A 21,991-nucleotide genomic window follows, 5' to 3' on the forward strand; every position below is an offset into this window, starting at 1 on the left:
GCTCACCGTGCCGCTGTAGTTGGCGGCCGGGGTGAAGGTGACGACACCGGCAGTGCTCACGTTCACCGTGCCATTGGTCACGGCGATGGTGTAGGCGGTGCCGGCAGTGATGGCGGTGCCGTTGATGGAAGACACGCGCAGCGCGCCGCCGTCGATATCGGTGTCGTTGCCCAGCAGATTCAGCACGGTGCCCGCGCTGTCCTCGGCCACGGTGAAGGCGTCGTCGTTGGCCACCGGGGCGTCGTTGACGGCAGTGACGTTGAGCGCGACGGTGGCGGCGGCGGTCTTGTTGCCGCCGCTGCCGGTGTTGCCGCCGTCGTCGATGCCGATGCTCAGCGTGGCGTTGGCCGCGTCGTTGCTGGCGGTGGTGTAGCTCACGCCACCGGCAACGAAGGCGTTGATGTCGGCCAGCGTGCCCGTGAGGGTGAGGCTGCCCGTGCCGGAGCCGGCCACGGCCACACCGCCAGCGGCGGTGGCGGCCAGCGTGCCGCGGTTGGCACTGAGCGTGACGCTGACGGTGCCGGAGGCGGCGTCGACGTCGGCGAAGCTGATGCCGGTGAGCACCTGCGCCACGTCCTCGGTGACGGCGATGCTGGCCGGGGCGGTGACGGCGGGCGCGTCGTTGACGGCCGTGACGTTGAGCGCGACGGTGGCGGCGGCGGTCTTGTTGCCGCCGGTGCCGGTGTTGCCGCCGTCGTCGATGCCGATGCTCAGCGTGGCGTTGCTGGCGTCGTTGTTCGCGGTGGTGTAGCCCACCCCGTTGGCGATGAAGGTGTTGATGGCGGCCAGCGTGCCGGTGAGGGTAAGGCTGCCCGTGCCCGAGCCGCTCACGGCCACGCTGCCGCCGGCGGTGGCAGCCAGCGTGCCGCGATTGACATTCAGCGTGACGCTGACGCTGCCGCTGGCGGCATCGACGTCGGCGAAGCTGATGCCGCTGAGCACCTGCGTCACGTCCTCGGTGACGGCGATGCTGGCCGGGGCGGTGATGGTGGGTGCGTCGTTGACGGGCTCGACGGTGATGGTGACCGCGCCGGTCGCGTCGGAGGTGCCGTCGGTGACGACGTAGCTGAAGCTCACCGTGCCGTTGTAGTTGGCCGCGGGCGTGAAGCTGACCGCGCCGGCGGCGCTGACGTGCACCGTGCCGTTGGTCACGGCGATGTTCTGGGCGGTGCCGGGCGTGAGCGTCGTGCCGTTGATGGACTTGATGCTCAGGCCCAAGCTCGGGGTGTCGGCGTCGGTGTCGTTGCCCAGCAGGTCCAGCGAAACGTTGGAAGCATCTTCGTTGACCGTGAAACTGTCGGCACCGGCCACGGGTGGGGCGGAGGCCGCCGGGTCGGCAAAGTCGATGGACAGGTCGTTGCGGGTGGCGCCGGTCACGGAGGAAGCCGTGCCGCCGCCGCTCAGGGTGCTGAAGGCCGCATCGCCGAACGTCACCGTGACGTTGGAGAGATCGTTGGCGTTGGCATGGGCCGTGGCGGTGCCGGTGAAGCTCAGCGTGGCGTGCGTGGAGTCCACGCGCGTCACGACCGCGGTCAATCCGGCGGGCACGTTGCCGAAGCTCACGCCCGAGAGCACCGCGCCGTCGCTGCCGCTGAAGGTGCCGTTGGTCAGCGTGATGGTGCTGGTGGCGGTGATCGAGCCGTTGTTGGCGGCCGCCTCGCTGAAGCTGGTGGTGCTGTAGCTCAGGCGGGGCACCGGGCTTTCGGTCGCATTCGTTGCCGTGGTCCAGTCCGGGCCGACGTTGAACTCCAAGGAGAAGTGGGCCGTACCCGTGCCGACGGCCACACCGGTCTTGATCTCGAACGAACTCATCGAGTCGTAATAGACCCGGACGCGGTAGTCGCCGTTATAGAGGTTGCTGTTGTTGGACGTTACCTTGGACTGGAAACGGACCGAGCCGTCGGTCTGGGCCTCGGAAGTGAGCTGCGTGCCGGTGGAGAGCTCGTAGCGGGTAAAGCCCTTGAAGTCCTGGTATTGGAAGCCGGCGGTGCCGGCCCCGTCGATGTCGTAGGAGTTGAGCAGCACGTTGTACAGCGTCGCCGACGTGCCGGTGCCCGGGGCGGTGTAGGTGCCGCTCTTGTAGAAGTCGAACTTGAAGGTGATGCCGCTGCCGGCCGTGCTCACGTTGATGAGCGGCTGGAAATTCTTCAGCGCCGCTCCCGGCGCGGTCTTGCTGTCGAAGGCGTCCGTATCGGAGGTGAAGGCCACACCAGCCGGCCGCACGGTGGTGACGACGGCATCGACCCCCGTCACCACGTCCTTGTAGAGCATGATGTCGCCGTTGTTCTTGCCGGTGCCGCTGCCGGCAATGGTGACGAACTTGCCGGCGATGGTGCTGTCGAAGACCAGCGGCGTGTAAGCCGCCAGGCCGCTGACGTTCACGACGTTGCCGGTGAGGTCAGCCACGGCGGCGCCCGCCCAACCCGTTGCGGCGGCAATGTTGTAGGTAACGGGGGCGTTGGTGCCCAGGCCCGAGACGTTGTCGGGGTTGTTGCCCAGCGAGGTCGTGCCGTTCTTGTTGAACAGCTTGTCGATCTGGGTCTTGTCCGTGGCGCCGAGCGTCACCCTGAACGTGGTTCCGTCGAGAACCGTGGCGGTGGAGCCGGAGGTCAGTGCGTAAGTGACGCTGCCCTGGCCCTTGATCGTGAGCTTGGTCACGTCAATGCTCTCACCGGCCGTGAAATTGGTGCCCGTGACCGTGAGCACGCCGGTGGTGGCGTCGTAGGCGGCGCTGGTGATGGCGGACGAGGCGCCCAGCACCTCGCCGAAGCCCTGCACGCGCTGCAGGTCGATGGCCACCGCGGTCTCGACGCTGCCCACGCGCGCTTCGAGCTCCCAGTCCGCGCCGCGGGCGGCGTTGCCGCTCCAGTCGGTGGAGGCGGCGATGTCGGCGCGGGTGAGCGTGGCCACCCGGTCCAGCAAGGCCGCGCCCTGCACGCCTTCACCCACGTTGCAGCCGTACAGCAGCAGGTCGCCGTTGTCGCCCAGCGCGGCGCCGATGCGCTGCAGGTCGGCCGCATGCGTGGACAGCGTGCCCAGGTCCAGCACGGTCGAGCCAGCATGGACCGCGCCGCGGTCGCCCTCGGAGATCAGGTGGATGGCGTCCAGGCCCTGGCGCCCCTGCAGGTGCTGCGCCATCTGCGCGAAGCCGTCGCGGTGGGCGTCGAGCATCACCACCTCCGCGCCGGCCGGCAGCGCCCGCAGCAGCGCCTGGTAGTCGGTGATGCCGGAGTCCACGAACACCACTTCCCGGCGCGCGGCCGGTGCCGCATCCACCGCGTGCGCCACGGCGCTGTCGTGCGCCGTCTGCGCATGAGCCTCCTGGGCCGCCGCCCCGCGGGCCTCCACGGCCCGCGCCGCGGCGTCGGCCGCGTGCTCGACGGCCGTGGCGACGGCCGCCGCGTCGAACATCAACCGCGGCTCCAGGGCCCAGGCACGGGGCAGGGCGGAGGCCAGGGGCTTCTTGTTCCAGGTGGGCTCGGACATCGGATGCTCTTTCTTGTGGGGTTGTCTCAGGACCGCCAGTGCCCGGCGGCGGGGTTCAGGGCGCGCGGTTGATGAGAAGACGGCCGCTCATGCCGGCCATGAGCTCGCTCGGGCGGCCGTCGATGGCCGCAACCACCTTCACCGACTGGCTCACCGGATCGACGCGCGCGCCCAGGCGCAGCACCTTGGCCGGGTAGGTGCGCGCCGTCTCGTCCACGGCAATCTGCACCGTGGAGCCCACGCGCACCTGCGACAGCCAGCGCGAGGGCATGATGAACTCGACCTCCAGCACGCTGTCGTCGATGATCTCCAGCAGCGCCTGGCCCGGCTGCACGTACTGTTGCTCACGCACTTTCTGCTCGGCCACGCGGCCGGAGAAGGGCGCGGCGACGCTGCACTTGGACAGCATCACCTGCATCTGCGCGATCTCGGCGCGCTGCTTGGCCACCTCGCCCTCGGCCGTCTCGACCTCCTGGCGCCCGGTGGCATTGAGCTCGGCCAGGCGCGACTGCGTCGCCAGCTGCTTGGTGGCCACGTCCAGCGCGACCCTCACGCGCGAGAGCTGCGCCTGCTGCAGGCTGCAGTCGAAGCTCACCAGCGTCTGGCCAGCCTTGAAGGCGCTGCCCTCCTGCGCGCCCAGGCGCTGCACGCGCGCGCCGATCTCGGCGGCCACGGTGGTGAAGCGCCGCGGCGAGAGCTGGGCCCGCATCTCGGGCGTGTTGTCGGGCGGCAGGGCGGGCGCGGCCTGGGCCAGCGCCAGCCCGCCCAGTGCCAGCGCAGCGGCGGCGCCGCGATGGAGCTTGGTGAACATCGGAATGCTTTCTTGCGGGTCGGTGGGAGAGACGGCGGCGCGCTTCAGGGGGTGGCGGGCGCAGCCGGCACGGCCGGCGTGGCGCCGAGCTGCGCGCGCAGCTGCGCGGCAACCTGCTCCAGGCTCATGTCGTCGCTGCTGCCGGGCAGCGGGTCCACGCCCAGCGTCGCCTGCAGCTTGCTCTGCGCGGCGTGCAGCTGGGCCAGCGCCTGGTAGCGGCGCAGCAGGCTGACGATGGCGGTGGTCTGCGCGGCCACGCGCTCGAGCTTGGAGCCGGCCTTGGCCTGCTCGCGGCTGGCGAGCTGGCGCGTGATCTTGTCGTCGAGCTGCCACAGCGCGTCGGCGCGCTCGAACTGGCGCTTGGCGCCGACGAGCTGCTCGCGCGCCACGTGCACCTGCGCCACGGTGGCCGCATGCGCGGCCAGCCGGCGCTGGTCGGCCAGCGCGATGCCGGCCTCGGCGGCGCGCTTTTGCGCCGGCAGGCCCAGCAGGCTGAAGAGGTTGTAGGAAATCTGCACGCCCGCCTCGGTCCAGCCGTTGTTGACCAGGTACTTGTCGGTGTCGTAGCGCGGGCCGAGGTTGAAGCTGAGGTTGGGATAGGAGCGGGCGATGACCTTGCGCGCCTCGGTGGCGGCGATGCGGCGCTGGTAGAGGTGCTCGCGCAGCTCGGCGTTCTGCGACAGCGCCAGGTCCTCCATGGCCTCGGCCGACAGCGCCAGCGGGTCGCCCAAGGGCATCTCGTCGTCGATGGCCAGCTTGGTTTCCAGCATCACGGGCGCGTTGATCAGCGCCGCGAGCTCGAAGCGCGCGGTGGTGAGCTCCTGCTCGATGGCTTCGAGCAGACGCATGTTCTCGGTGAGCTGGCGCTGGAAGCGCAGCGACTCCAGCGGCGAGCGCAGCTTCTCGGCCTCGGCCTGGCGCGCGTCGGCCATGGCCTCGTCGGCGAGCTTGAGGCTGGCCTGCACGTCGTCGTGCAGGCGCTGCGCGCTGGCCACGCGCCAGAAGGCCACGCGGGTGTCCTGCACCAGCTGGTGCGTGGCCTTGCGCCGGCGCTCCACGGCCGCCAGCAGCCGGTCGCCGGCCTGCTCGGTGTTGTAGCGCGCCAGGCCGAAGTCCAGCAGGCTCCAGCTCAGCTCCAGCTGGTAGAGCGCGCGGTTGCGCGATTGCGACAGCAACGGGTCGGTGCCCACGGGCGTGCCGTCGAGCTTGGTGCTGCGCGAGATGCGGTCGCTGTCGCGCGCGGTGTAGCCGGCCGAGGCCAGCAGCCGCGGCAGCATGTCGTAGCTGCTGGCATCGAACTGCTCGGCCGCCAGCGCCTGCTCCAGCAGCCGGGCACGGCGGTCGAGGTTGTACTTCAGCGCGCGGGCGATGGCCTCGTCCAGCGTCAGCGTCGGGCCCAGGGGCTGGACGTCGCGCTGCACGGCGATGCGGTCCTGCGCGAGCTGGGCCTGGATGTCACTGGCCTGCAGCGGCTTGGGGCTGGGGGGCTGCAGCTGCGCGCAACCGCTGGCCAGCAGCGCGACGGCAACCGTGGCGGCGGCCAGGGCAAGGGGACGAGTTCTCAAGCTCTTTCTCCGCGACATGCTCAGCCGTTGTCGCCGGCTGATGCTCGTTGGCAAGGATGTGGGCAGGACTGCAGCCGGTTTTGATGCAGCCTATGACTTGGGAGTCTCCAACAGCCTCGCCGACGCGGACTTGCGCTGCCCGGCGCACTACTTGTTACGTGTGACGGATATCACGGTGAAAGTTGCGCGTTTCACTAAAAAGAATCGCCGACTTGCCGCCCGGGCTTGGGGCCGGCGTTGAGCGGTCCGCGTGACGTCCGCGCGGACGGGCTGCGCCGCGGCTTGAGGCGCATCAAGACGGTCTTGTCCGGCGCAGTGGGGCCCGGGAGGAGCCCAGTATCCAGGCGGCTCATGCGCATGTGTGCAGTCGGGCCTGCTTTGTCGAAAGCCGCGGTCCTGGCGCACGGCCCAATAAAAATGCCCGCGCATGCGGGCATTCAGTCGCCTGCGCAACGAAGCGCAGGTTTGGCAGCTGGCAGCAGCTCAGCCTTGCAGGCCGCGCGCTCGCACAGCTCGCGCCCGGCTCAGCGCTTGGGCTGGGTCAGGCGGGCGCCGCCGGTGAGGGCGGAGCGGCGCGGCTCGTCGCGGCGCGGCTGGGCCGGCGCATGGGCGGCGCGCGGCGCGCCCGCGGGAGCGGCATGCGGGCGGTGGCCGCCGCCATGGTCGGCACGCGGGGCCGGGCGGCCCTGGCCGCTGGCATTGCCGCCGGCCGCGGGACGGCCCTGGCCGTTGCCCTGGCCACCGGCCGGCCGGCCCTGGCCACCGCCACCCGGGCGCCCGTTGCCGGGACGGCCACCGCCGCCGCCGCCGGCCGGACGGCCGCCGCGGCTGGCGCCCACGCCGATCACCATGCGGCCCAGCACGATCGGCTCGGCCTTCTCGCCCGCAGGCGGCTCGAAACCGGGCACGGTTTCGCGCGGGATGCTGCGCTTGATCAGCTTCTCGATGTCGCGCAGGAACAGCTCCTCGTCGGCACACACCAGGCTCACGGCCTCGCCCTGCGCGCCGGCGCGGCCGGTGCGGCCGATGCGGTGCACGTAGTCCTCGGGCACGTTGGGCAGCTCGTAGTTCACGACGTGCGGCAGCTGGTCGATGTCGATGCCGCGCGCGGCGATGTCGGTCGCCACCAGCACCTGCAGCGTGCCGGCCTTGAACTCCGACAGCGCCTTGGTGCGCGCACCCTGGCTCTTGTTGCCGTGGATGGCCATGGCGCTGATGCCGGCCTCGTTGAGGTACTCGGCCAGCCGGTTGGCGCCATGCTTCATGCGCGTGAACACCAGCACCTGGTGCCAGTCGCCCTGGCGGATCAGGTGCGCCAGCAGCGCCTTCTTGCCGTCGCGGCCCACGGGGTGCACCTTCTGCGCGATGGTGTCGGCCGTGGCGTTGCGCCGCGCCACCTCGATCAGCGCCGGGCTGTTGAGCAGCCGCTCGGCCAGCGCCTTGATGTCGTCGCTGAAGGTGGCCGAGAAGAGCAGGCTCTGCTTCTGCGCCGGCACGATGGCCAGTACCTTCTTGATGTCGTGGATGAAGCCCATGTCGAGCATGCGGTCCGCTTCATCGAGCACGAAGATCTCGACCTTGCTCAGGTCCAGCGTGCCCTGCTGGTGGTGGTCCAGCAGGCGCCCCGGGGTGGCCACCAGGATGTCCACGCCGCGCTTGAGCTTGTCGATCTGCGGCTGCATGCCCACGCCGCCGAACATCACCATGCTCGACAGCTTCAGGTACTTGCCGTAGGCGCGCACGCTCTCTTCGACCTGCGCGGCCAGTTCGCGCGTGGGCGTGAGCACGAGACCGCGGATCGGGATGCGGCCGCGCGCGTCACGGGCCGCGGGCTGCGCCGCCAGGCGGTGCAGCATGGGAAGGGTGAAGCCGGCGGTCTTGCCGGTGCCGGTCTGGGCGCCGGCAAGAAGGTCGCCCCCGCGCAGCACGGCGGGAATGGCCTGGGCCTGAATGGGAGTGGGCGTTTCGTAACCCTGCTCGCGCACGGCGCGCAGGAGGGGCTCGGCCAGGCCGAGGTCTTGAAAGTTCATGCAATGGGCCCCCGCGGGGGGCGCTGGGCGCGCCTGCTGCCGCTGCGCCGAGGCAGGGCACCAGTCGGAGGCGGCACAAAGGAAAGATTGGTCCGAAACGACTGCGGCGCCATGACTGGAAGCGGCGCCGCGGGCGGATTGTAGTGAGCTGGGCGCTGGTGCCCGTGGCGGGGCCGCCAATGACGTTCGGATCGGGCGGTTATGCGGCAAGCGGCGACAATCACGGATTCGGCCGGCCTTCAGCGCACGGCCATCCTCCAGTCACCCCTGCGAAGAAAAGCCCATGGCCCAGTACGTGTTCACGATGAACCGCGTCACCAAGACGGTTCCCCCCAAGCGCCAGATCCTGAAAGAGGTCTCGCTGTCGTTCTTCCCGGGCGCCAAGATCGGCGTGCTGGGCCTCAACGGCTCGGGCAAGTCCACGCTGCTCAAGATCATGGCCGGCCTGGACAAGGAGATCGACGGCGAGGCCGTGCCCATGCCCGGCATCAAGATCGGCTACCTGCCCCAGGAGCCGCAGATCGATCCGGCCCTGACCGTGCGCGAGGCGGTGGAGCAGGGCATCGGCGGCGTGCTGGAGGCCAAGAAGCGCCTCGACGAGGTCTATGCCGCCTACGCCGAGCCCGACGCCGACTTCGACAAGCTCGCCGCCGAGCAGGCCGAGCTCGAAGCCATCATCGCCGCCGCCGGCAGCGAGAACACCGAGCACCTGCTGGAGATCGCCGCCGACGCGCTGCGCCTGCCGCCCTGGGACGCCACCATCGGCAACCTCTCCGGCGGCGAGAAGCGCCGCGTGGCGCTGTGCCGGCTGCTGCTGTCCAAGCCCGACATGCTGCTGCTCGACGAACCCACCAACCACCTCGACGCCGAGTCGGTGGAATGGCTGGAGCAGTTCCTGCAGCGCTTCGGCGGCACCGTGGTGGCCATCACCCACGACCGCTACTTCCTGGACAACGCCGCCGAGTGGATTCTCGAACTCGACCGCGGCCACGGCATTCCCTGGAAGGGCAACTATTCCGACTGGCTGGACCAGAAGGAAAAGCGCCTGGAGCAGGAGCAGAAGACCGAAGACGCGCGCATGAAGGCCATGAAGCAGGAGCTGGAGTGGGTGCGCAAGAACGCCAAGGGCCGCCAGGCCAAGAGCAAGGCGCGCCTGGCCCGCTTCGAGGAGCTGAGCGACGTCGAATACCAGAAGCGCAACGAGACCAACGAGATCTTCATCCCCGTGGCGGAGCGCCTGGGCAACGAGGTCATCGAGTTCAATAACGTCTCGAAGTCCTTCGGCGACCGGCTGCTCATCGACAACCTGAGCTTCAAGGTCCCGGCCGGCGCCATCGTCGGCATCATCGGCCCCAACGGTGCCGGTAAGTCGACGCTGTTCCGCCTGATCCAGGGCGTGGAGAAGCCCGACGCGGGCGAGGTGAGCATCGGCAAGACCGCCAAGCTCGCCTTCGTGGACCAGAGCCGCGAAGGCCTGGCCGGCGACAAGACGGTGTGGGAGGACGTCTCCGGCGGCCTGGACAACATCGTGGTGGGCAAGTTCGTGATGCCCTCGCGCGCCTACATCGGCCGCTTCAACTTCAAGGGCAACGACCAGCAGAAGCTGGTCAAGAACCTCTCCGGCGGTGAGCGCGGGCGCCTGCACCTGGCCAAGACCCTGGCCCAGGGCGGCAACGTGCTGATGCTGGACGAACCGTCCAACGACCTCGACGTCGAAACCCTGCGCGCGCTGGAAGACGCGCTGCTGGAGTTCGCCGGCAGCGCCATGGTCATCAGCCACGACCGCTGGTTCCTGGACCGCATCTGCACCCACATCCTGGCCGCCGAGGGCGACAGCCAGTGGTACTTCTACGACGGCAACTACCAGGAGTACGAAGCCGACAAGAAGCGCCGCCTGGGCGAAGAGGGCGCGCGCCCGCACCGCCTGCGCTTCAAGGCCCTGAAGTAATCCCCCGGGGGTCGTGAACGATTCCGCGCCCGTCGCACGCGGGCGCGGAACCCGGAGCTCCCGGGGAAAGTCCTAGTCCTGTTCTGCCGCCAGTCGCCTACTTAGAGGCTGGTGTTTCTTGCGCAGTACCTGCTCGCGATGTCGTCCCGCCCCTTCCTCCCCCGTGCCCTGGCCCCGGCGCTGCTGCCGTTGCTGCTGGGCGGCTGCGCGTCGCTGCAGATGCCGCAGTTCCTGCAGAGCATCGTCTCGTCGTCCTCCTCCTCGTCGTCCAGCGAGCTCTCGCCCAAGCCCCCGGGCGCGCCGCTGGCCACCGCCGCCGCGCCGCCGCCCGGCGGGCTGCAGCCCTTTGCCAGCGTGGTGCGCGGCGCGCACCGTATCGAGGGCTTCATCACGCTCTGGCAGAAGGACGACAAGGTCTGGTTGGAACTGACGCCCGAGGACTTCAACCGCTCCTTCTTCCTGGCCCCGAAGATCGCGCAGGGCATCGGCGAGGGCGGCGTGCTCGGCGGGATGATGGTGAGCCGCAACGGCAAGGTCGGGCGCGCGCAGATCGTCGAGTTCCGCCGCGTGTACAACCAGGTGCAGATGGTGGCCAAGAACCCCGAGTACGTCGCGCGGCCGGGCACGCCGCAGGCGCGCGCGGTGGAGGCGGGCTTCGCGCAGAGCCTGCTGGCCAGCTCCAGCGTGGCCAGCCAGCCCCATCCCGAGCGCAAGAGCGTGCTGGTGGAGGCCAATCCGCTGTTCCTGGTCGATCTGCTGGGGCTGTCGCAGTCGCTGCAGCGCGCTTACCGCCAGGGTTACGCGCTGGACGGGCGCCACACCGGCTTCACCAGCGTGCGCGGCACGCCGGAGCAGCTGGTCTTCAACGTGCAGGCGCATTTCGCCACCGCCACCATCGCCTCGCCCACGCCCGGCGCGCCGCCGGGAGCGCCGCAGCCCAGCGCGCCGGACACGCTGCCCGACGCGCGCAGCATGTTCATCGGCCTGTACTACTCGCTGGCGAAGCTGCCCGAGGAGCCGATGACGCCGCGCAAGGCCGATCCGCGCATCGGCCACTTCACCACCGTGGTGCAGGACTTCAGCGACGACCTCGCGCGCACGCCGCGCCAGCGCTTCGTCAACCGCTGGCGGCTGGAGAAAAAGGACCCGGCGGCGGCGCTGTCCGAGCCGGTCAAGCCCATCACCTTCTGGCTCGACCGCACCATCCCGGAGAAGTACCGCGACGCCATCACGCGCGGCATCCTGGCCTGGAATGCCGCCTTCGAGCCGCTGGGCTTCAAGGACGCGATCCGCGTGCAGGTGCAGCCCGAGGGCGCGGACTTCGACACCTTCGACGTGGGCCTGCCCTCGGTGCGCTGGATGACCAACGCCGAGGCCAGCTTCGGCGCCATCGGGCCCAGCCAGGTCGATCCGCGCACGGGCGAGATCCTGGACGCCGACATCAGCTTCGAGAGCCTGTCCTCGCGCGCGATCCGCACGCTGCGCGCGCAGGTGCTCAATTCCAAGCTGATGCAGGACTGGCCGGCGCTGATGCAGTCCGGCCCCGGCCCGGACGCCCAGGACCGGCCCGCGCAGCCGGGCGTGCACACGGCGCTGTCCTACGCGCACGCCGACGACTGCCAGCACGCCGAGATGGCCGCCGAGCAGCTGGGCTACGCGCTGGACGTGCTGGAGGCGCGCGGCGAGCTGGACCCGGCCAGCCCCGAGGCGCAGCAGTTCGTGCTGGACTACCTCACCGACACCACCATGCACGAGGTCGGCCACACGCTGGGACTGCGCCACAACTTCCGCGCCTCGCGCCTGTACAGCGACGCCCAGCTCTCCGACCCGGTGTTCACGCGCAGCCACGCGCTCACCGGCTCGGTGATGGAGTACGCGCCCATCAACCTGCCGCGCCCGGGGCAGAAGGGCGGCACGCCGTTCCAGACGCGGCTCGGCCCCTACGACTTCTGGGCCATCGAGTACGCCTATAAAACCTTCCCGCCCGGCACGCCGGCCAAGGAGGAAGAGGCGGCGCTGGCGCGCATGGCCGCGCGCAGCAGCGAGCCCGGCCTGAGCTTCGGCACGGACGAGGACAACTACTTGGGCGTCGATCCCGAGTCGCTGATGTTCGACCTGGGCGCCGACGTGCTGGAGTTCGCGCGCAAGCGCATCGAGATCGCGCACGAGCTGCTGCAGCGGCTGGAGACGCGCCCGCTCAAGGCCGACGAGGACTACGCCGTGCTGCGCCGCGCGGTGGTGTACGCGGTGCGCGACGCCGGGCGCGCCGCCGGGCTGGCGACGCGCCAGATCGGCGGCGTGCGCACGCTGCGCGACTTCCCCGGCAGCGGGCGCGACCCGCTGCAGCCGGTGCCGGCGGCCACGCAGCGCGCGGCGCTGGACCTGCTGGCGACGCAGGTGCTGTCGCCCGAGGGGCTGCGCGTCTCGCCGACGCTGCAGCGGCGCCTGGCGCCGGACTACCAGGAGCGCGGCGAGGCGCTGAGCGCGGGCGAGGGGCCGGTGGCGACGGATTTCTCGGTCACGGCCATGGTGGTGGGCATGCAGCGCTCGCTGCTGGCGCAGCTCATGAGCGACGAGGTGGCGCAGCGGCTGCTCGACAGCGAAGCGAAATTCGCGCGGGCGCAGGAGGGCTTCCGCCTCTCCGAGCTCTACGCGCGGCTCACGCGCGAGGTGTGGCGCGAGCTGCAGGGGCGCGGCGACATCCCGGCGGTGCGGCGCGAGCTGCAGCGCGAGCATGTCAACCGGCTGGCGCAGCAGCTGCTGCGTCCGCAGTCGCTGTCGCGGGCGGATGCGCGCGCTCTGGTGCGCAGCGAGGCCCTGGCGCTGCTGCCGCGCCTGCAGGCCGCGGCCAGGCGCACCGACCTGAGCGCCGAGACGCGCGCCCACCTGCTCGACAGCGCCGACACGCTGTCGCAGGCGCTCACGGCGCGGCTGCAGCGGGCAGGGGCGTGAGAGTGAACTGATCGCGAGGGCAGGGCGGCGCGGCCTCGGCAGCTTCGGCCGGTCGCACCGCAGGCGTTGCACGCCGCAGGTCGGGGGAGTGGGCACTGCACAATGCCGGCGCCGGCCCTTGCCCGGGCCTGTCCTTCCCACCTTCACGATCGGTCGATGAAAACTTTTCTCCACGTGGGCTGCGGCTCCAAGCGCAAGGACCGCACGACGGCCGGCTTCAACCGTGACGACTGGCGTGAGCTGCGGCTGGACATCGACCCCGCCGTGCAGCCCGACCTGGTGGGCACCATGACCGACATGTCGGCGGTCGCCTCGGCCTCGGTGGACGCGGTCTACTCCAGCCACAACATCGAGCACTTGTACCCGCACGAGGTCCCGCTGGCGCTGGCGGAGTTCAAGCGCGTGCTCCGACCTGGCGGCTTTGCCGTCATCACCTGCCCGGATCTGCAGTCGGTGTGCGCGCTGGTGGCCGAGGACAAGCTGGGCGACCCGGTGTACCGCTCCCCGTCCGGCCCGATCACGCCGCTGGACATCCTCTACGGGCACCGTCCCGCCCTGGCCGCCGGCAACCTGTACATGGCCCACCGTTGCGGCTTCACGCGCAAGCTGCTGGCCAACACGCTGCGCGCCGCGGGCTTTGCCGCCCTGGCCCTGCGCCGCCGTCCAGCGGTTTTCGATCTCTGGGCCGTGGCCCGCGTGGAGCCCATGGAGCAGGACGCGCTACAGGCGCTGGCGCTGGAGCATTTCCCAAGCTGAGCCGGGCGCGAATTGCTTAGCTTTTTTGGACAATGCTCCAATGCGTGGGGTCATTGTTCAGCCTCTAAAGACAATCCGGGTCGGGCCAGTGTCCCGGGCCGCGCTGCGGCTGCGTGGGCATGACGCGGGAAGGGTTCCAGCGCCGATGAAGGCGCCGGCTTAGAACTGCATCCGGTAATAGACCATCGGCCCACCGCGGCGGATGCGCATGGACAGCTTGGAGTCGCTGCCCAGCTGCAGGCCGACAGCGCCGAGCTCGCTCAAGGAGGCCGAGCTGCGCGGCGCGATGAACTGCAATTCGATGCGGGTGCGCAGCGTCACCGGGTCTTCGGCCTGTCCGGGGCCGGCGTCGCCGAGGCTGGTGTTGAGGCGGCGCCAGGCCGAGAGGTCCAGGCGCTGGTTGCCCTCGACGCGCGAGCGCCAGCGCAGGCCGACTTCCGGCTGCACCGCGCTGTGGGTGCCGTCGCGGCTGGCGCCCAGCGCCATGCCCCAGCTGCCATGGCCCGCCGGAGCCCAGCGCACCAGCTCCACCTGGGAGTGTTCGGAGGTGTCGCCCTGGCTGGGCACGGTGGTGGAGCTGAGCGCGTAGGTGGTCGTGCTCAATCGGTCGCGGCTTTGTGCCACGGCGCTGGTGGCGGCCAGCAGCGTGACCAAGGCGGCCAGAAGCGGCCGGCAGGCGGCGGCAGCGCAAGGGGGTTCAAGCGGCGGGATGTCCATGACGGCGTGCCCTCGAAGCTCCACACCAGTGTGGGCCTCCTTTCGGGTGAGGGGCACCGGCAGCGCCCGTACCCAAGTCGCCACAGCCTCCCCCGTTCAGGGGAAGTGTTTTTACGGGTTGCCCCAGCCCGCCGGCTGTCCGGGGCCCCCGGCGCTCAGAGCGGGGCCGTGCGCGCCAGCAGCCACGCCAGCGCATCGCCCGACACGCGCGGCGCCAGCCGCTCGCGCACCGTGGCGTGGTAGGCGTTGAGCCACTCGACTTCGTCGGGACGCAGCAGCACGCGCTCGATGCAGCGCGTGTCGATGGGGCAGAGCGTGAGCGTCTCGAACTCCAGCATCGGGCCGAAGGCGCCGCCTTCGGGCGTGTCGGCCGGCACGTTGAGCACCAGGTTCTCGATGCGCACGCCCCATTGCCCACTGCGGTACACGCCGGGCTCGATGGAGGTGATCATCCCCGGCTCCATGGCCATGCTCGGATCGGGCTGCGCCTTGCTGATGCTCTGCGGGCCCTCGTGCACGTTGAGGAAGTAGCCCACGCCGTGGCCCGTGCCGTGGCCGAAGTCGATGCCCTCGGCCCACAGTGGCGCGCGCGCGATGGCGTCGAGCATCGGGCTGAGCGTGCCGCGCGGAAAGCGCGTGCGCGACAGCGCCATCGTGCCCTTGAGCACCAGGGTGTAGTCGCGCCTCATGGCGGCGCTGGGTGTGCCGACGGCCCACACGCGCGTGATGTCGGTGGTGCCGCCCAGGTACTGGCCGCCCGAGTCGATGAGCAGCAGGCCGTCGCCCTCGATGACGGCGTGCGAGGCCTCGGTGGCGCGGTAGTGCGGCATGGCGCCGTTGGCGTTGAAGCCGGCGATCACCGGAAAGCTCAGGCCCACGAAGTTCGCGCGCATTGCCCGCTCGGCGCTGAGCCACTCGTCCACCGTCAGCTCGGTCAGCCGCTCGCCGCGCGCCAAGGCCTGCTCGAAGCGGGCGTAGAAGGCGCACATCGCCGCGCCGTCCTCGGCCATGGCCTCGCGCACGTGCGCGGCCTCTTCGGGCGTCTTGCGGCTCTTGGCCAGCGTGCTGGGGTTGATGGCCTCCACCACGCGGCAGCGCAGTTGCTCGCGGAAGGCCAGCGTCACGCGCTTGGGGTCCAGCAGCAGCAGCGCGTCGGCGGGCAGCGCGGCCAGCGCCGCGGCGGCCTCGCCGTAGGGGGCGAGGTGCACGCCGTCGGCCTCCAGCCGCGCGCGCAGCGCCTCGTCCACCTTGCCTTCGCCGATGAAGAGCGTGGCCTGGCGCTCGTCGAGCAGCAGGTGGGCGAGGAACACGGGGTTGTAGTCCACGTCCGCGCCGCGCAGGTTCAGCAGCCAGGCGATGTCGTCCAGGCTGGAGATGAAGTGGAACGCCGCGCCGCGCTGGGCCATGGCGTCGCGCACCTGCGCCAGCTTGTCGGCGCGCGCCACGGCGGCATGCGGCGCGACATGCTCGTACACGGCGGCCGAGGGCAGGGCGGGGCGATCCGGCCAGATGGCGTCGAGCAGGTCCAGGTCGGTGCGCAGCTGGATGCCTTCGGGCTCCAGCGCCTGGCGCAGCGCCTGGGCCGTGGCCAGCCCCAGCACGCTGCCGTCCACCGCCAGCGTGGCGCCGCGCGGCAGCGCCTTGGCCACCCAGTCCGACACATGCGTGATGGCACCGGTGGGAATCTTCACCAGCTCGATGCCGCTGCCGGCGAGCTCGCGCTCGGCCTGGTCCCAATAGCGGCTGTCGGCGAAGAGCGCGGCGGCCTCGCGCGCCACCACCAGCGTGCCCATCGAGCCGGTGAAGCCCGAGAGCCACTGCCGGCCCTGCCAACGCTCGGGCAGGTATTCGGAGAGATGCGGGTCGCTGGAGGGCACGAGCAGCGCGTCCAGCGCCTGCTCCTGCAGCGCCGCGCGCAGGCGCTGCAGGCGGGGGGCAACGAGGGGTTGGTCCATGGGCGTCCTTGAAAGCTGTGCGGGGATTGTGCTCACAGCCGCGCCGGCCCTGCCGCGGCAGGGCCGGCCACGCGGCCTCAGAACAAGCTGTCCAGCCGGAACAGCACCGCCAGGCCCAGCAGCAGGAAGATCGCCGCGGCGACGCGGTGGATGGCCTCGATGGGCAGCTTGCGCGTGACGCGCTCGCCCAGCAGCACCGCCGGGACGTTGGCCACCATCATGCCGACGGTGGTGCCGAGCACGACCCAGGCGAAGGCGTCGAACTGCGCGGCCAGCGCCACGGTGGCGATCTGCGTCTTGTCGCCCATCTCGGCCAGGAAGAAGGCCACCAGCGTGGTGCCGAAGACGCCGAAGTGGCCGCGCGGGTTCTCGTCCTCGTCGAGCTTGTCGGGAATGAGCATCCAGCCGGCCATGGCGATGAAGCCCAGGCCCAGGATCCAGCGCATCACGTCCGGACCCAGCCATTCGGTGAGCCAGGTGCCCAGCGCGCCGGCGCCGGCATGGTTGAAGAGGGTGGCGACCAGGATGCCCAGGATGATGGGCAGCGGGCGCTTGAAGCGCGCGGCCAGCAGCAGCGACAGCAGCTGCGTCTTGTCGCCCATCTCGGCGAGGGAAACGATGCCGGTGGAAATGAGGAAAGCTTCCAAAACAGGTTCTCCGGCCGGCAAGCAGATACCGTTGACCGCGCACCTCCCCGGCCATTTCCGGAGGTACAGCGGTCAAAGGTCTCGCCAAGCTGAAACGAACCACCTGCGCCATGCCCGCTCAAGGCAGGCAAGTCTGTTGACGCAGGTCCCTCTCGCGACTCGGAGGGCGGCTACTCCCCAATGACAGCCGCCATTGTAGCCGTGGGCGACAAGGCCCCGTTCAGCCGCCGCCCAGCGGCGGCAGTCCGTGGCGGCGCCGCGCGCGCGTGCAGGCGTCGTCGGGCAGGCCCAGCGGCGCGAGCATGCCGAACTCGCGGCAGGGCGAGGGGCGCCATTCGTGGATGCCGCAACGAACGCTCTGGCCCACGGTGCCGTACAGCGCCGCGCAGCGCGGCTGGGCATGGTCGGTGCCGCGCATGCGGCAGGTGCCGTCGTTGACCTCGACGGTGAGGCCGTCGGGCACGTGGCCGCCCTCGCTGGCGAGCTCGTCGCGCGCGAAGTCGACGCGAAAGCTCGCGCAGCAGGCGCCGCAGTCGGTGCAGGCGTTACCGCTGGCGTTGATCGGGGTACTGCTCATGGCGCGGATGGTGAAGGCAAGGGGCGCAAGGGCCGCGTGCACGGTGTCACGGCTGGGGCGAGGGCGCACGCACCACCGTGACGGTGCATTCGCTCTGCGCCACCACCTGGGAGGAGACGCTGCCCAGGTAGCGGCGCAGCGCCGAATTGGCGCGCGCGCCCATGACGATGTGGTCCACCTGCGTGCGCTGCGCGAAGTCGATGATCGCCGCTGCCGGGTCCGGCGCCTCCAACACGTGGAAGGTGAGCCGGCCCTGGCCCAGTTGCAGCGCCTGCGAGATCGGCCGCGCCCAATGCTTGAGGCCCACGAGCTGGCGCACATGGTGGCTGCGGCCCTGCTCGTCCACGAGCTGGTCCATGCCGATGCGCGCGGTGCGCATCACGCTCACGCAGGCCAGCCGCGCGCCGGGCTCGGTGGAGAGGATGCGGCGCACCGTCTCGCGCAGCTGCTCCAGCAGTTCCTCGCCGGCGTTGTCCACGTCCACCGCGGCCATCACGATCGGGTTGCGCGCCACCTGCTCGCCTGCGCTCACCGTGGCGCGCGGCTCGTTGCCCACCGAGGCCAGCCAGCGCCGCAGCGTGCGCCAGCGCCCGGCCGTGCCGCGCTTGTGGGCGCGCGCGGTGAGCTCGATCTGCTCGGGCTCCTGCAGCGCCAGGGCCAGCTGCGCCGCGCTGGGCCAGCGCCGCTCGGGGTCCACCTCCAGGCAGCGCAGGATCACTTCCTGCAGCCACGGCGGCAGCTCCGGGCGCAGCGCGCTCGGCGGCACCGGCTCGGTGTAGAGCCGCCGGCGCAGCCCGGACACGCTGGTGGGCTGGCCGAAGGGGCGCTCGCCGGTGGCGAGGTGGTAGAGCATCACGCCCAGCGCGAACAGGTCGCTGCGCGGGTCGTTGCGCACGAACTGCACCTGCTCGGGCGACATGTACGGCCCGGTGCCGATGGGCAGCGTGAACTCCTCGTCGAGCAGGTCGGGGAGGTGGTCGTGGCGCGAGAGCCCGTAGTCCACCAGCACGGCGCTGCGGTCGGCGCGGAACAGGATGTTGCTGGGCTTGACGTCCAGGTGCACCACATGCTGGCGGTGCAGGTCGTGCAGCGCGGTGGCCACGCGGATGCCGATGTCCACCACCTCGGCCAGCGGCAGCGGCGCATCATCCAGTCGCGGGCGCAACGAGGGGCCCGGGATCAGCTCCATGACGATGTAGGGCTGGCGCGCGAAGTCGCCCTTGGCGATGAAGCGCGGCACGTGCACGCCCGCGAGCATGGGCATGATCATCATCTCGACCTCGAAGCCGACGATGGTGGCCGGGTCCTCGCCGCCCTTGATGCGCGGCACCTTCATGATCAGCGGCAGCACATGCTGCGGGTGCGTGACGCGCCACAAATGCGCCATGCCGCCCTGGTGCAGGTGCTCCTGCAGCGTGAAGCCGTCGATGACGCGGCCCGGGCGCAGCGGGGCATGCGCCTCGTCGTCCGTGCCGCGGCCGCCCTCAGCGCCCATCGTGCAGGCGTTCTCCAAACTCCGGCGGCAGCCCGGCGGCGATGATCTTGTGCGCCGCGGCCTCGTGGTCGTAGGGCACGCGCTGGAAGCACAGCGTCATGGCCTCGTCGTCGAAGAGGGCATAGGCCGCGGCGGGGTTGCCGTCGCGCGGCTGGCCGCAGGCGCCAGGAATGGCCAGCCACTGCCGGTGTACCGGCACGGGAATGGGCACGCCCGGTACCGGCGTGAAGTCGCCCGCCTTGCCGGTGCCCGAGAGGTGGAACAGCATGGGCAGGTGCATGTGGCCGCAGAACACATGCCGCGCCTGGGTGGCCTGCAGGCTGCGCACGGCCTCGGCGCGGCCCAGGATGTACTCCCACTCCGCTGGCGCATGGGCGTTGGCGTGCACGAAGAGCGCCGTGCCGCGCTGCTGGCTCAGGGGCAGCCGGGCGAGGAACTCCAGCTGCGCCGCGTCGAGCTGCGTGCGCGTCCACTCCACCGCCAGCCGCGCCGTGGGGCGCATGGTGGGCTGCGCGCCGCGCACGGTGGCCGCGTCGTGGTTGCCCATCACGGCGATGGCGCCCTGGTCCACCAGCGCGCGCACCTGGTCCACCACCCAGCCCGGATCGGCGCCGTAGCCCACGAAGTCGCCCAGGAAGGCGAATTGCGCCGCGCCATGGGCGCGGGCATGGGCGAGCACTTCCTCCAGCGCCTCGCGGTTGGCGTGCAGGTCGGTGATCAGGGCGAATTTCATCGGGCACCAGGCAGGAACAGGGCTGCGGATGCTGCACGCCCAGGCTTACCCGACGCTGCCGTGCGCCGCGCCGGCAGCGCGGGAAAAGGACGTGTCAGCCGATACGGCCCAGCAACAGGTATTCCATGAGGGCCTTTTGCACGTGCATCCGGTTCTCGGCCTCGTCCCAGACCACCGACTGCGGTCCGTCGATGACCTCGGCCGTCACCTCCTCGCCGCGGTGCGCGGGCAGGCAGTGCATGAACACGGCGTCGGGCTGCGCGACGGCCATCATGTCGGCGTCCACGCACCAGTCGGCGAAGGCCTGACGGCGCGCCTCGTTCTCGGCCTCGAAGCCCATGCTGGTCCACACGTCGGTGGTGACCAGGTGCGCGTTGCGGCAGGCCTCGCGCGGGTCGGCGAAGACCTTGTAGCAGCTGGCGTCGTTGATGCCTGCCACGGAGGGGTCGATCTCGTAGCCGCTGGGGGTGCTGACGTGCACCGTGAAGCCCAGCACCTCGGCCGCCTGCAGCCAGGTGTTGGCCATGTTGTTGCCGTCGCCCACCCAGGCCACCGTCTTGCCCGCGATGGAGCCGCGGTGCTCGATGAAGGTGAAGATGTCGGCCAGGATCTGGCAGGGGTGGTACTCGTTGGTCAGCCCGTTGATGACGGGCACGCGCGAGTGCGCGGCGAAGGCTTCGAGCTTGGACTGCTCGAAGGTGCGGATCATCACCAGGTCCACCATGCGGCTGATGACGCGGGCGCTGTCCTCGATGGGCTCGGCGCGGCCGAGCTGGCTGTCGCCGGTGGTCAGGTGCACCACCGAGCCGCCCATCTGGTACATGCCGGCCTCGAAGCTCACGCGGGTGCGGGTGCTGGCCTTCTCGAAGATCATGGCCAGCGTGCGGTCGGCCAGCGGCTGGTACTTCTCGTAGTTCTTGAACCGCTTCTTGATGATGGCGGTGCGCTCCAGAAGGTACGAGTACTCCTCGGCGCGCAGGTCCTTGAACTGCAGGTAGTGCTTCATCAGGCTCATTCCGGGCTTCATGGCGCGGTGGTTTCGGCAACGAACTGGCGAACCAGCGGACACAGGATCAAGACGATCTCGTCGGCCTCGGCGGCCGTGAGGATCAGCGGCGGCACCAGGCGGATGACGCGATCGGCGGTGACGCTCAGCAGCAGCCCGGCCTGCGCCGCGCGGCCCAGCAGCTCACCGCAGGGACGGTCGAGCTCGATGCCCAGCATCAGGCCCTGGCCGCGGATCTCGACCACGGCCGGGAGGCCGGCGAACTCGCGCTCCAGGCCGGCGCGCAGCTGGGCGCCGACGCGCGCGGCGTTCTCCATCAGGCCGTCCTCTTCCATGATGCGCAGCGTCTCCACGCCGGCGCGCATGGCCAGCGGGTTGCCGCCGAAGGTGGTGCCGTGGTTGCCCGGCTGGAACACGCCCGCGGCGCGCGGGCCGCACACCACGGCGCCGATGGGCACGCCCGAGCCCAGGCCCTTGGCCAGCGGCATCACGTCGGGCTGGATGCCGGCCCACTGGTGCGCGAACCACTTGCCGGTGCGGCCGATGCCGCACTGCACCTCGTCGAGCATGAGCAGCCACTGGCGCTCGTCGCAGAGCTTGCGCAGGCCCTGCAGGTACTCCCAGCGCGCCGGGTTGATGCCGCCTTCGCCCTGGATCGTCTCCAGGAACACGGCCACGACATTGGGGCGGGAACGGGCCACTTCCTCGACTGCTGCCAGGTCGTTGAGCGGGACACGGATGAAACCTTCGACCAGCGGGCCGAAGCCGGCCTGGACCTTGGCATTGCCGGTGGCCGACAGCGTGGCGATGGAGCGGCCGTGGAAGGCCTTCTCGTAGACGATGACCTCGGGCATCTCGATGCCGCGGTCATGGCCGTACTTGCGCGCGATCTTGAGCGCCGCCTCGTTGGCTTCGAGCCCGGAGTTGCAGAAGAAGGCGTTGGTCAGGCCGGAGATCTCGGCAAGCTTGGCGCCGAGCTGCTCCTGCAGCGGCACGCGGTAGTAGTTGGAGCAGTGGATGAGCTTGGCGACCTGGTCCTGCAGCGCCGGCACGAGCTTGGGGTGCGCGTGGCCCAGCGTGTTGACGGCGATGCCGCCCAGGCCGTCGAGGTACTGCTTGCCGTCGGTGTCCCACACCCTGCAGCCCTGGCCATGCGACAGCGCAAAGGGCAGGCGGCCGTAGGTGTTCATCAGGGGCGTCGGGAGAGGGGCATTCATCGGTGGCAGGCTCCGCACAAAAAAGGCGGCCGGGCATGTCAGTGCGCGACATGCGCCGGCCAAGTGGGGGATTCTAAGACGCGCCCGCAAGCGGCC

The 21,991-nt window shown here is 70.6% G+C and carries 15 protein-coding genes and 1 riboswitch; of the genes, 3 read left to right on the forward strand and 12 right to left on the reverse strand.

The window, feature by feature from the left end; translation table 11 throughout:
- The 4 genes from HHL10_RS03845 to HHL10_RS03860 all read right to left on the reverse strand — a co-directional run.
- The coding region (locus HHL10_RS03845) for a DUF4347 domain-containing protein (RefSeq protein ID WP_169159027.1) at positions 1-3,486 on the reverse strand (3,486 nt) is incomplete at its 3' end.
- Between the two features lie 55 nt (positions 3,487-3,541).
- Positions 3,542-4,297 (reverse strand): efflux RND transporter periplasmic adaptor subunit, encoded by a 756-nt coding sequence (locus HHL10_RS03850; RefSeq protein ID WP_169159028.1) that lies wholly within the window; start codon positions 4,295-4,297, stop codon positions 3,542-3,544.
- Positions 4,298-4,341: 44 nt separating this feature from the next.
- Positions 4,342-5,862, reverse strand: a complete 1,521-nt coding sequence (locus HHL10_RS03855; RefSeq protein WP_235971067.1) for a TolC family protein — start codon at positions 5,860-5,862, stop codon at positions 4,342-4,344.
- Between the two features lie 524 nt (positions 5,863-6,386).
- Entirely contained in the window at positions 6,387-7,892 is a 1,506-nt protein-coding gene (locus HHL10_RS03860; protein ID WP_169159030.1) for a DEAD/DEAH box helicase, read from the reverse strand.
- A gap of 283 nt (positions 7,893-8,175) precedes the next feature.
- Here HHL10_RS03860 and ettA point away from each other — a divergent pair, with 283 nt between their 5' ends.
- The 3 genes from ettA (at position 8,176) to HHL10_RS03875 (ending at position 13,548) form a co-directional block, all read left to right on the forward strand.
- Positions 8,176-9,840 carry an energy-dependent translational throttle protein EttA gene (ettA, locus tag HHL10_RS03865; RefSeq protein ID WP_169159031.1) on the forward strand — a complete coding sequence of 555 codons (1,665 nt, stop codon included), beginning with the start codon at positions 8,176-8,178 and terminating at the stop codon, positions 9,838-9,840.
- 138 nt (positions 9,841-9,978) lie between these two features.
- Positions 9,979-12,792: a zinc-dependent metalloprotease gene (locus HHL10_RS03870; protein ID WP_169159032.1), complete on the forward strand. Its 2,814-nt coding sequence runs from the start codon at positions 9,979-9,981 to the stop codon at positions 12,790-12,792.
- Between the two features lie 156 nt (positions 12,793-12,948).
- Entirely contained in the window at positions 12,949-13,548 is a 600-nt protein-coding gene (locus HHL10_RS03875; protein WP_169159033.1) for a class I SAM-dependent methyltransferase, read from the forward strand.
- Between the two features lie 159 nt (positions 13,549-13,707).
- On the opposite strand, the gene HHL10_RS03880 is transcribed toward HHL10_RS03875, so the two are convergent.
- The 8 genes from HHL10_RS03880 to HHL10_RS03915 all read right to left on the reverse strand — a co-directional run bounded on the left by HHL10_RS03880 (position 13,708) and on the right by HHL10_RS03915 (position 21,895).
- Positions 13,708-14,265 (reverse strand): hypothetical protein, encoded by a 558-nt coding sequence (locus HHL10_RS03880; protein ID WP_169159034.1) that lies wholly within the window; start codon positions 14,263-14,265, stop codon positions 13,708-13,710.
- A gap of 155 nt (positions 14,266-14,420) precedes the next feature.
- Positions 14,421-16,220 (reverse strand): aminopeptidase P family protein, encoded by a 1,800-nt coding sequence (locus HHL10_RS03885; protein ID WP_169159035.1) that lies wholly within the window; start codon positions 16,218-16,220, stop codon positions 14,421-14,423.
- A gap of 77 nt (positions 16,221-16,297) precedes the next feature.
- Entirely contained in the window at positions 16,298-16,867 is a 570-nt protein-coding gene (locus tag HHL10_RS03890; protein WP_169159036.1) for a TMEM165/GDT1 family protein, read from the reverse strand.
- A 3-nt stretch (positions 16,868-16,870) separates the two neighbouring features.
- A riboswitch (yybP-ykoY riboswitch) is annotated at positions 16,871-17,058 on the reverse strand.
- Between the two features lie 29 nt (positions 17,059-17,087).
- Positions 17,088-17,444 carry a YkgJ family cysteine cluster protein gene (locus tag HHL10_RS03895; RefSeq protein ID WP_169159037.1) on the reverse strand — a complete coding sequence of 119 codons (357 nt, stop codon included), beginning with the start codon at positions 17,442-17,444 and terminating at the stop codon, positions 17,088-17,090.
- 46 nt (positions 17,445-17,490) lie between these two features.
- Complete coding sequence (locus tag HHL10_RS03900) at positions 17,491-18,939, reverse strand: serine/threonine protein kinase (protein WP_169159038.1); 1,449 nt, start codon at positions 18,937-18,939, stop codon at positions 17,491-17,493.
- Positions 18,929-19,672, reverse strand: coding sequence for a metallophosphoesterase family protein (locus HHL10_RS03905; protein WP_169159039.1), 744 nt, complete (start codon positions 19,670-19,672; stop codon positions 18,929-18,931). The genes HHL10_RS03900 and HHL10_RS03905 overlap by 11 nt, the downstream gene beginning before the upstream one ends.
- A 94-nt stretch (positions 19,673-19,766) precedes the next feature.
- Entirely contained in the window at positions 19,767-20,699 is a 933-nt protein-coding gene (gene argF, locus HHL10_RS03910) for an ornithine carbamoyltransferase (RefSeq protein ID WP_169159040.1), read from the reverse strand.
- Positions 20,696-21,895, reverse strand: a complete 1,200-nt coding sequence (locus HHL10_RS03915) for an aspartate aminotransferase family protein (RefSeq protein WP_169159041.1) — start codon at positions 21,893-21,895, stop codon at positions 20,696-20,698. Before HHL10_RS03915 ends, argF begins: the two co-directional genes overlap by 4 nt.
- Positions 21,896-21,991: the final 96 nt, after the last annotated feature.

The organism is Azohydromonas caseinilytica (assembly GCF_012927045.1).
In the GTDB taxonomy this organism is placed as follows: domain Bacteria; phylum Pseudomonadota; class Gammaproteobacteria; order Burkholderiales; family Burkholderiaceae_C; genus Azohydromonas; species Azohydromonas caseinilytica.

Excerpts from the sequence above, each read along its gene's own strand:
- HHL10_RS03850 (WP_169159028.1), bottom strand. The coding sequence starts at position 4,297 with ATGTTCACCAAGCTCCATCGCGGCGCCGCCGCTGCGCTGGCACTGGGC.
- HHL10_RS03915 (WP_169159041.1), bottom strand. The coding sequence starts at position 21,895 with ATGAATGCCCCTCTCCCGACGCCCCTGATGAACACCTACGGCCGCCTG.
- HHL10_RS03895 (WP_169159037.1), bottom strand. The coding sequence starts at position 17,444 with ATGAGCAGTACCCCGATCAACGCCAGCGGTAACGCCTGCACCGACTGC.
- HHL10_RS03875 (WP_169159033.1), top strand. The coding sequence starts at position 12,949 with ATGAAAACTTTTCTCCACGTGGGCTGCGGCTCCAAGCGCAAGGACCGC.
- argF (WP_169159040.1), bottom strand. The coding sequence starts at position 20,699 with ATGAAGCCCGGAATGAGCCTGATGAAGCACTACCTGCAGTTCAAGGAC.
- HHL10_RS03870 (WP_169159032.1), top strand. The coding sequence starts at position 9,979 with ATGTCGTCCCGCCCCTTCCTCCCCCGTGCCCTGGCCCCGGCGCTGCTG.
- HHL10_RS03880 (WP_169159034.1), bottom strand. The coding sequence starts at position 14,265 with ATGGACATCCCGCCGCTTGAACCCCCTTGCGCTGCCGCCGCCTGCCGG.
- HHL10_RS03905 (WP_169159039.1), bottom strand. The coding sequence starts at position 19,672 with ATGAAATTCGCCCTGATCACCGACCTGCACGCCAACCGCGAGGCGCTG.
- HHL10_RS03900 (WP_169159038.1), bottom strand. The coding sequence starts at position 18,939 with ATGGGCGCTGAGGGCGGCCGCGGCACGGACGACGAGGCGCATGCCCCG.
- ettA (WP_169159031.1), top strand. The coding sequence starts at position 8,176 with ATGGCCCAGTACGTGTTCACGATGAACCGCGTCACCAAGACGGTTCCC.
- HHL10_RS03885 (WP_169159035.1), bottom strand. The coding sequence starts at position 16,220 with ATGGACCAACCCCTCGTTGCCCCCCGCCTGCAGCGCCTGCGCGCGGCG.
- HHL10_RS03860 (WP_169159030.1), bottom strand. The coding sequence starts at position 7,892 with ATGAACTTTCAAGACCTCGGCCTGGCCGAGCCCCTCCTGCGCGCCGTG.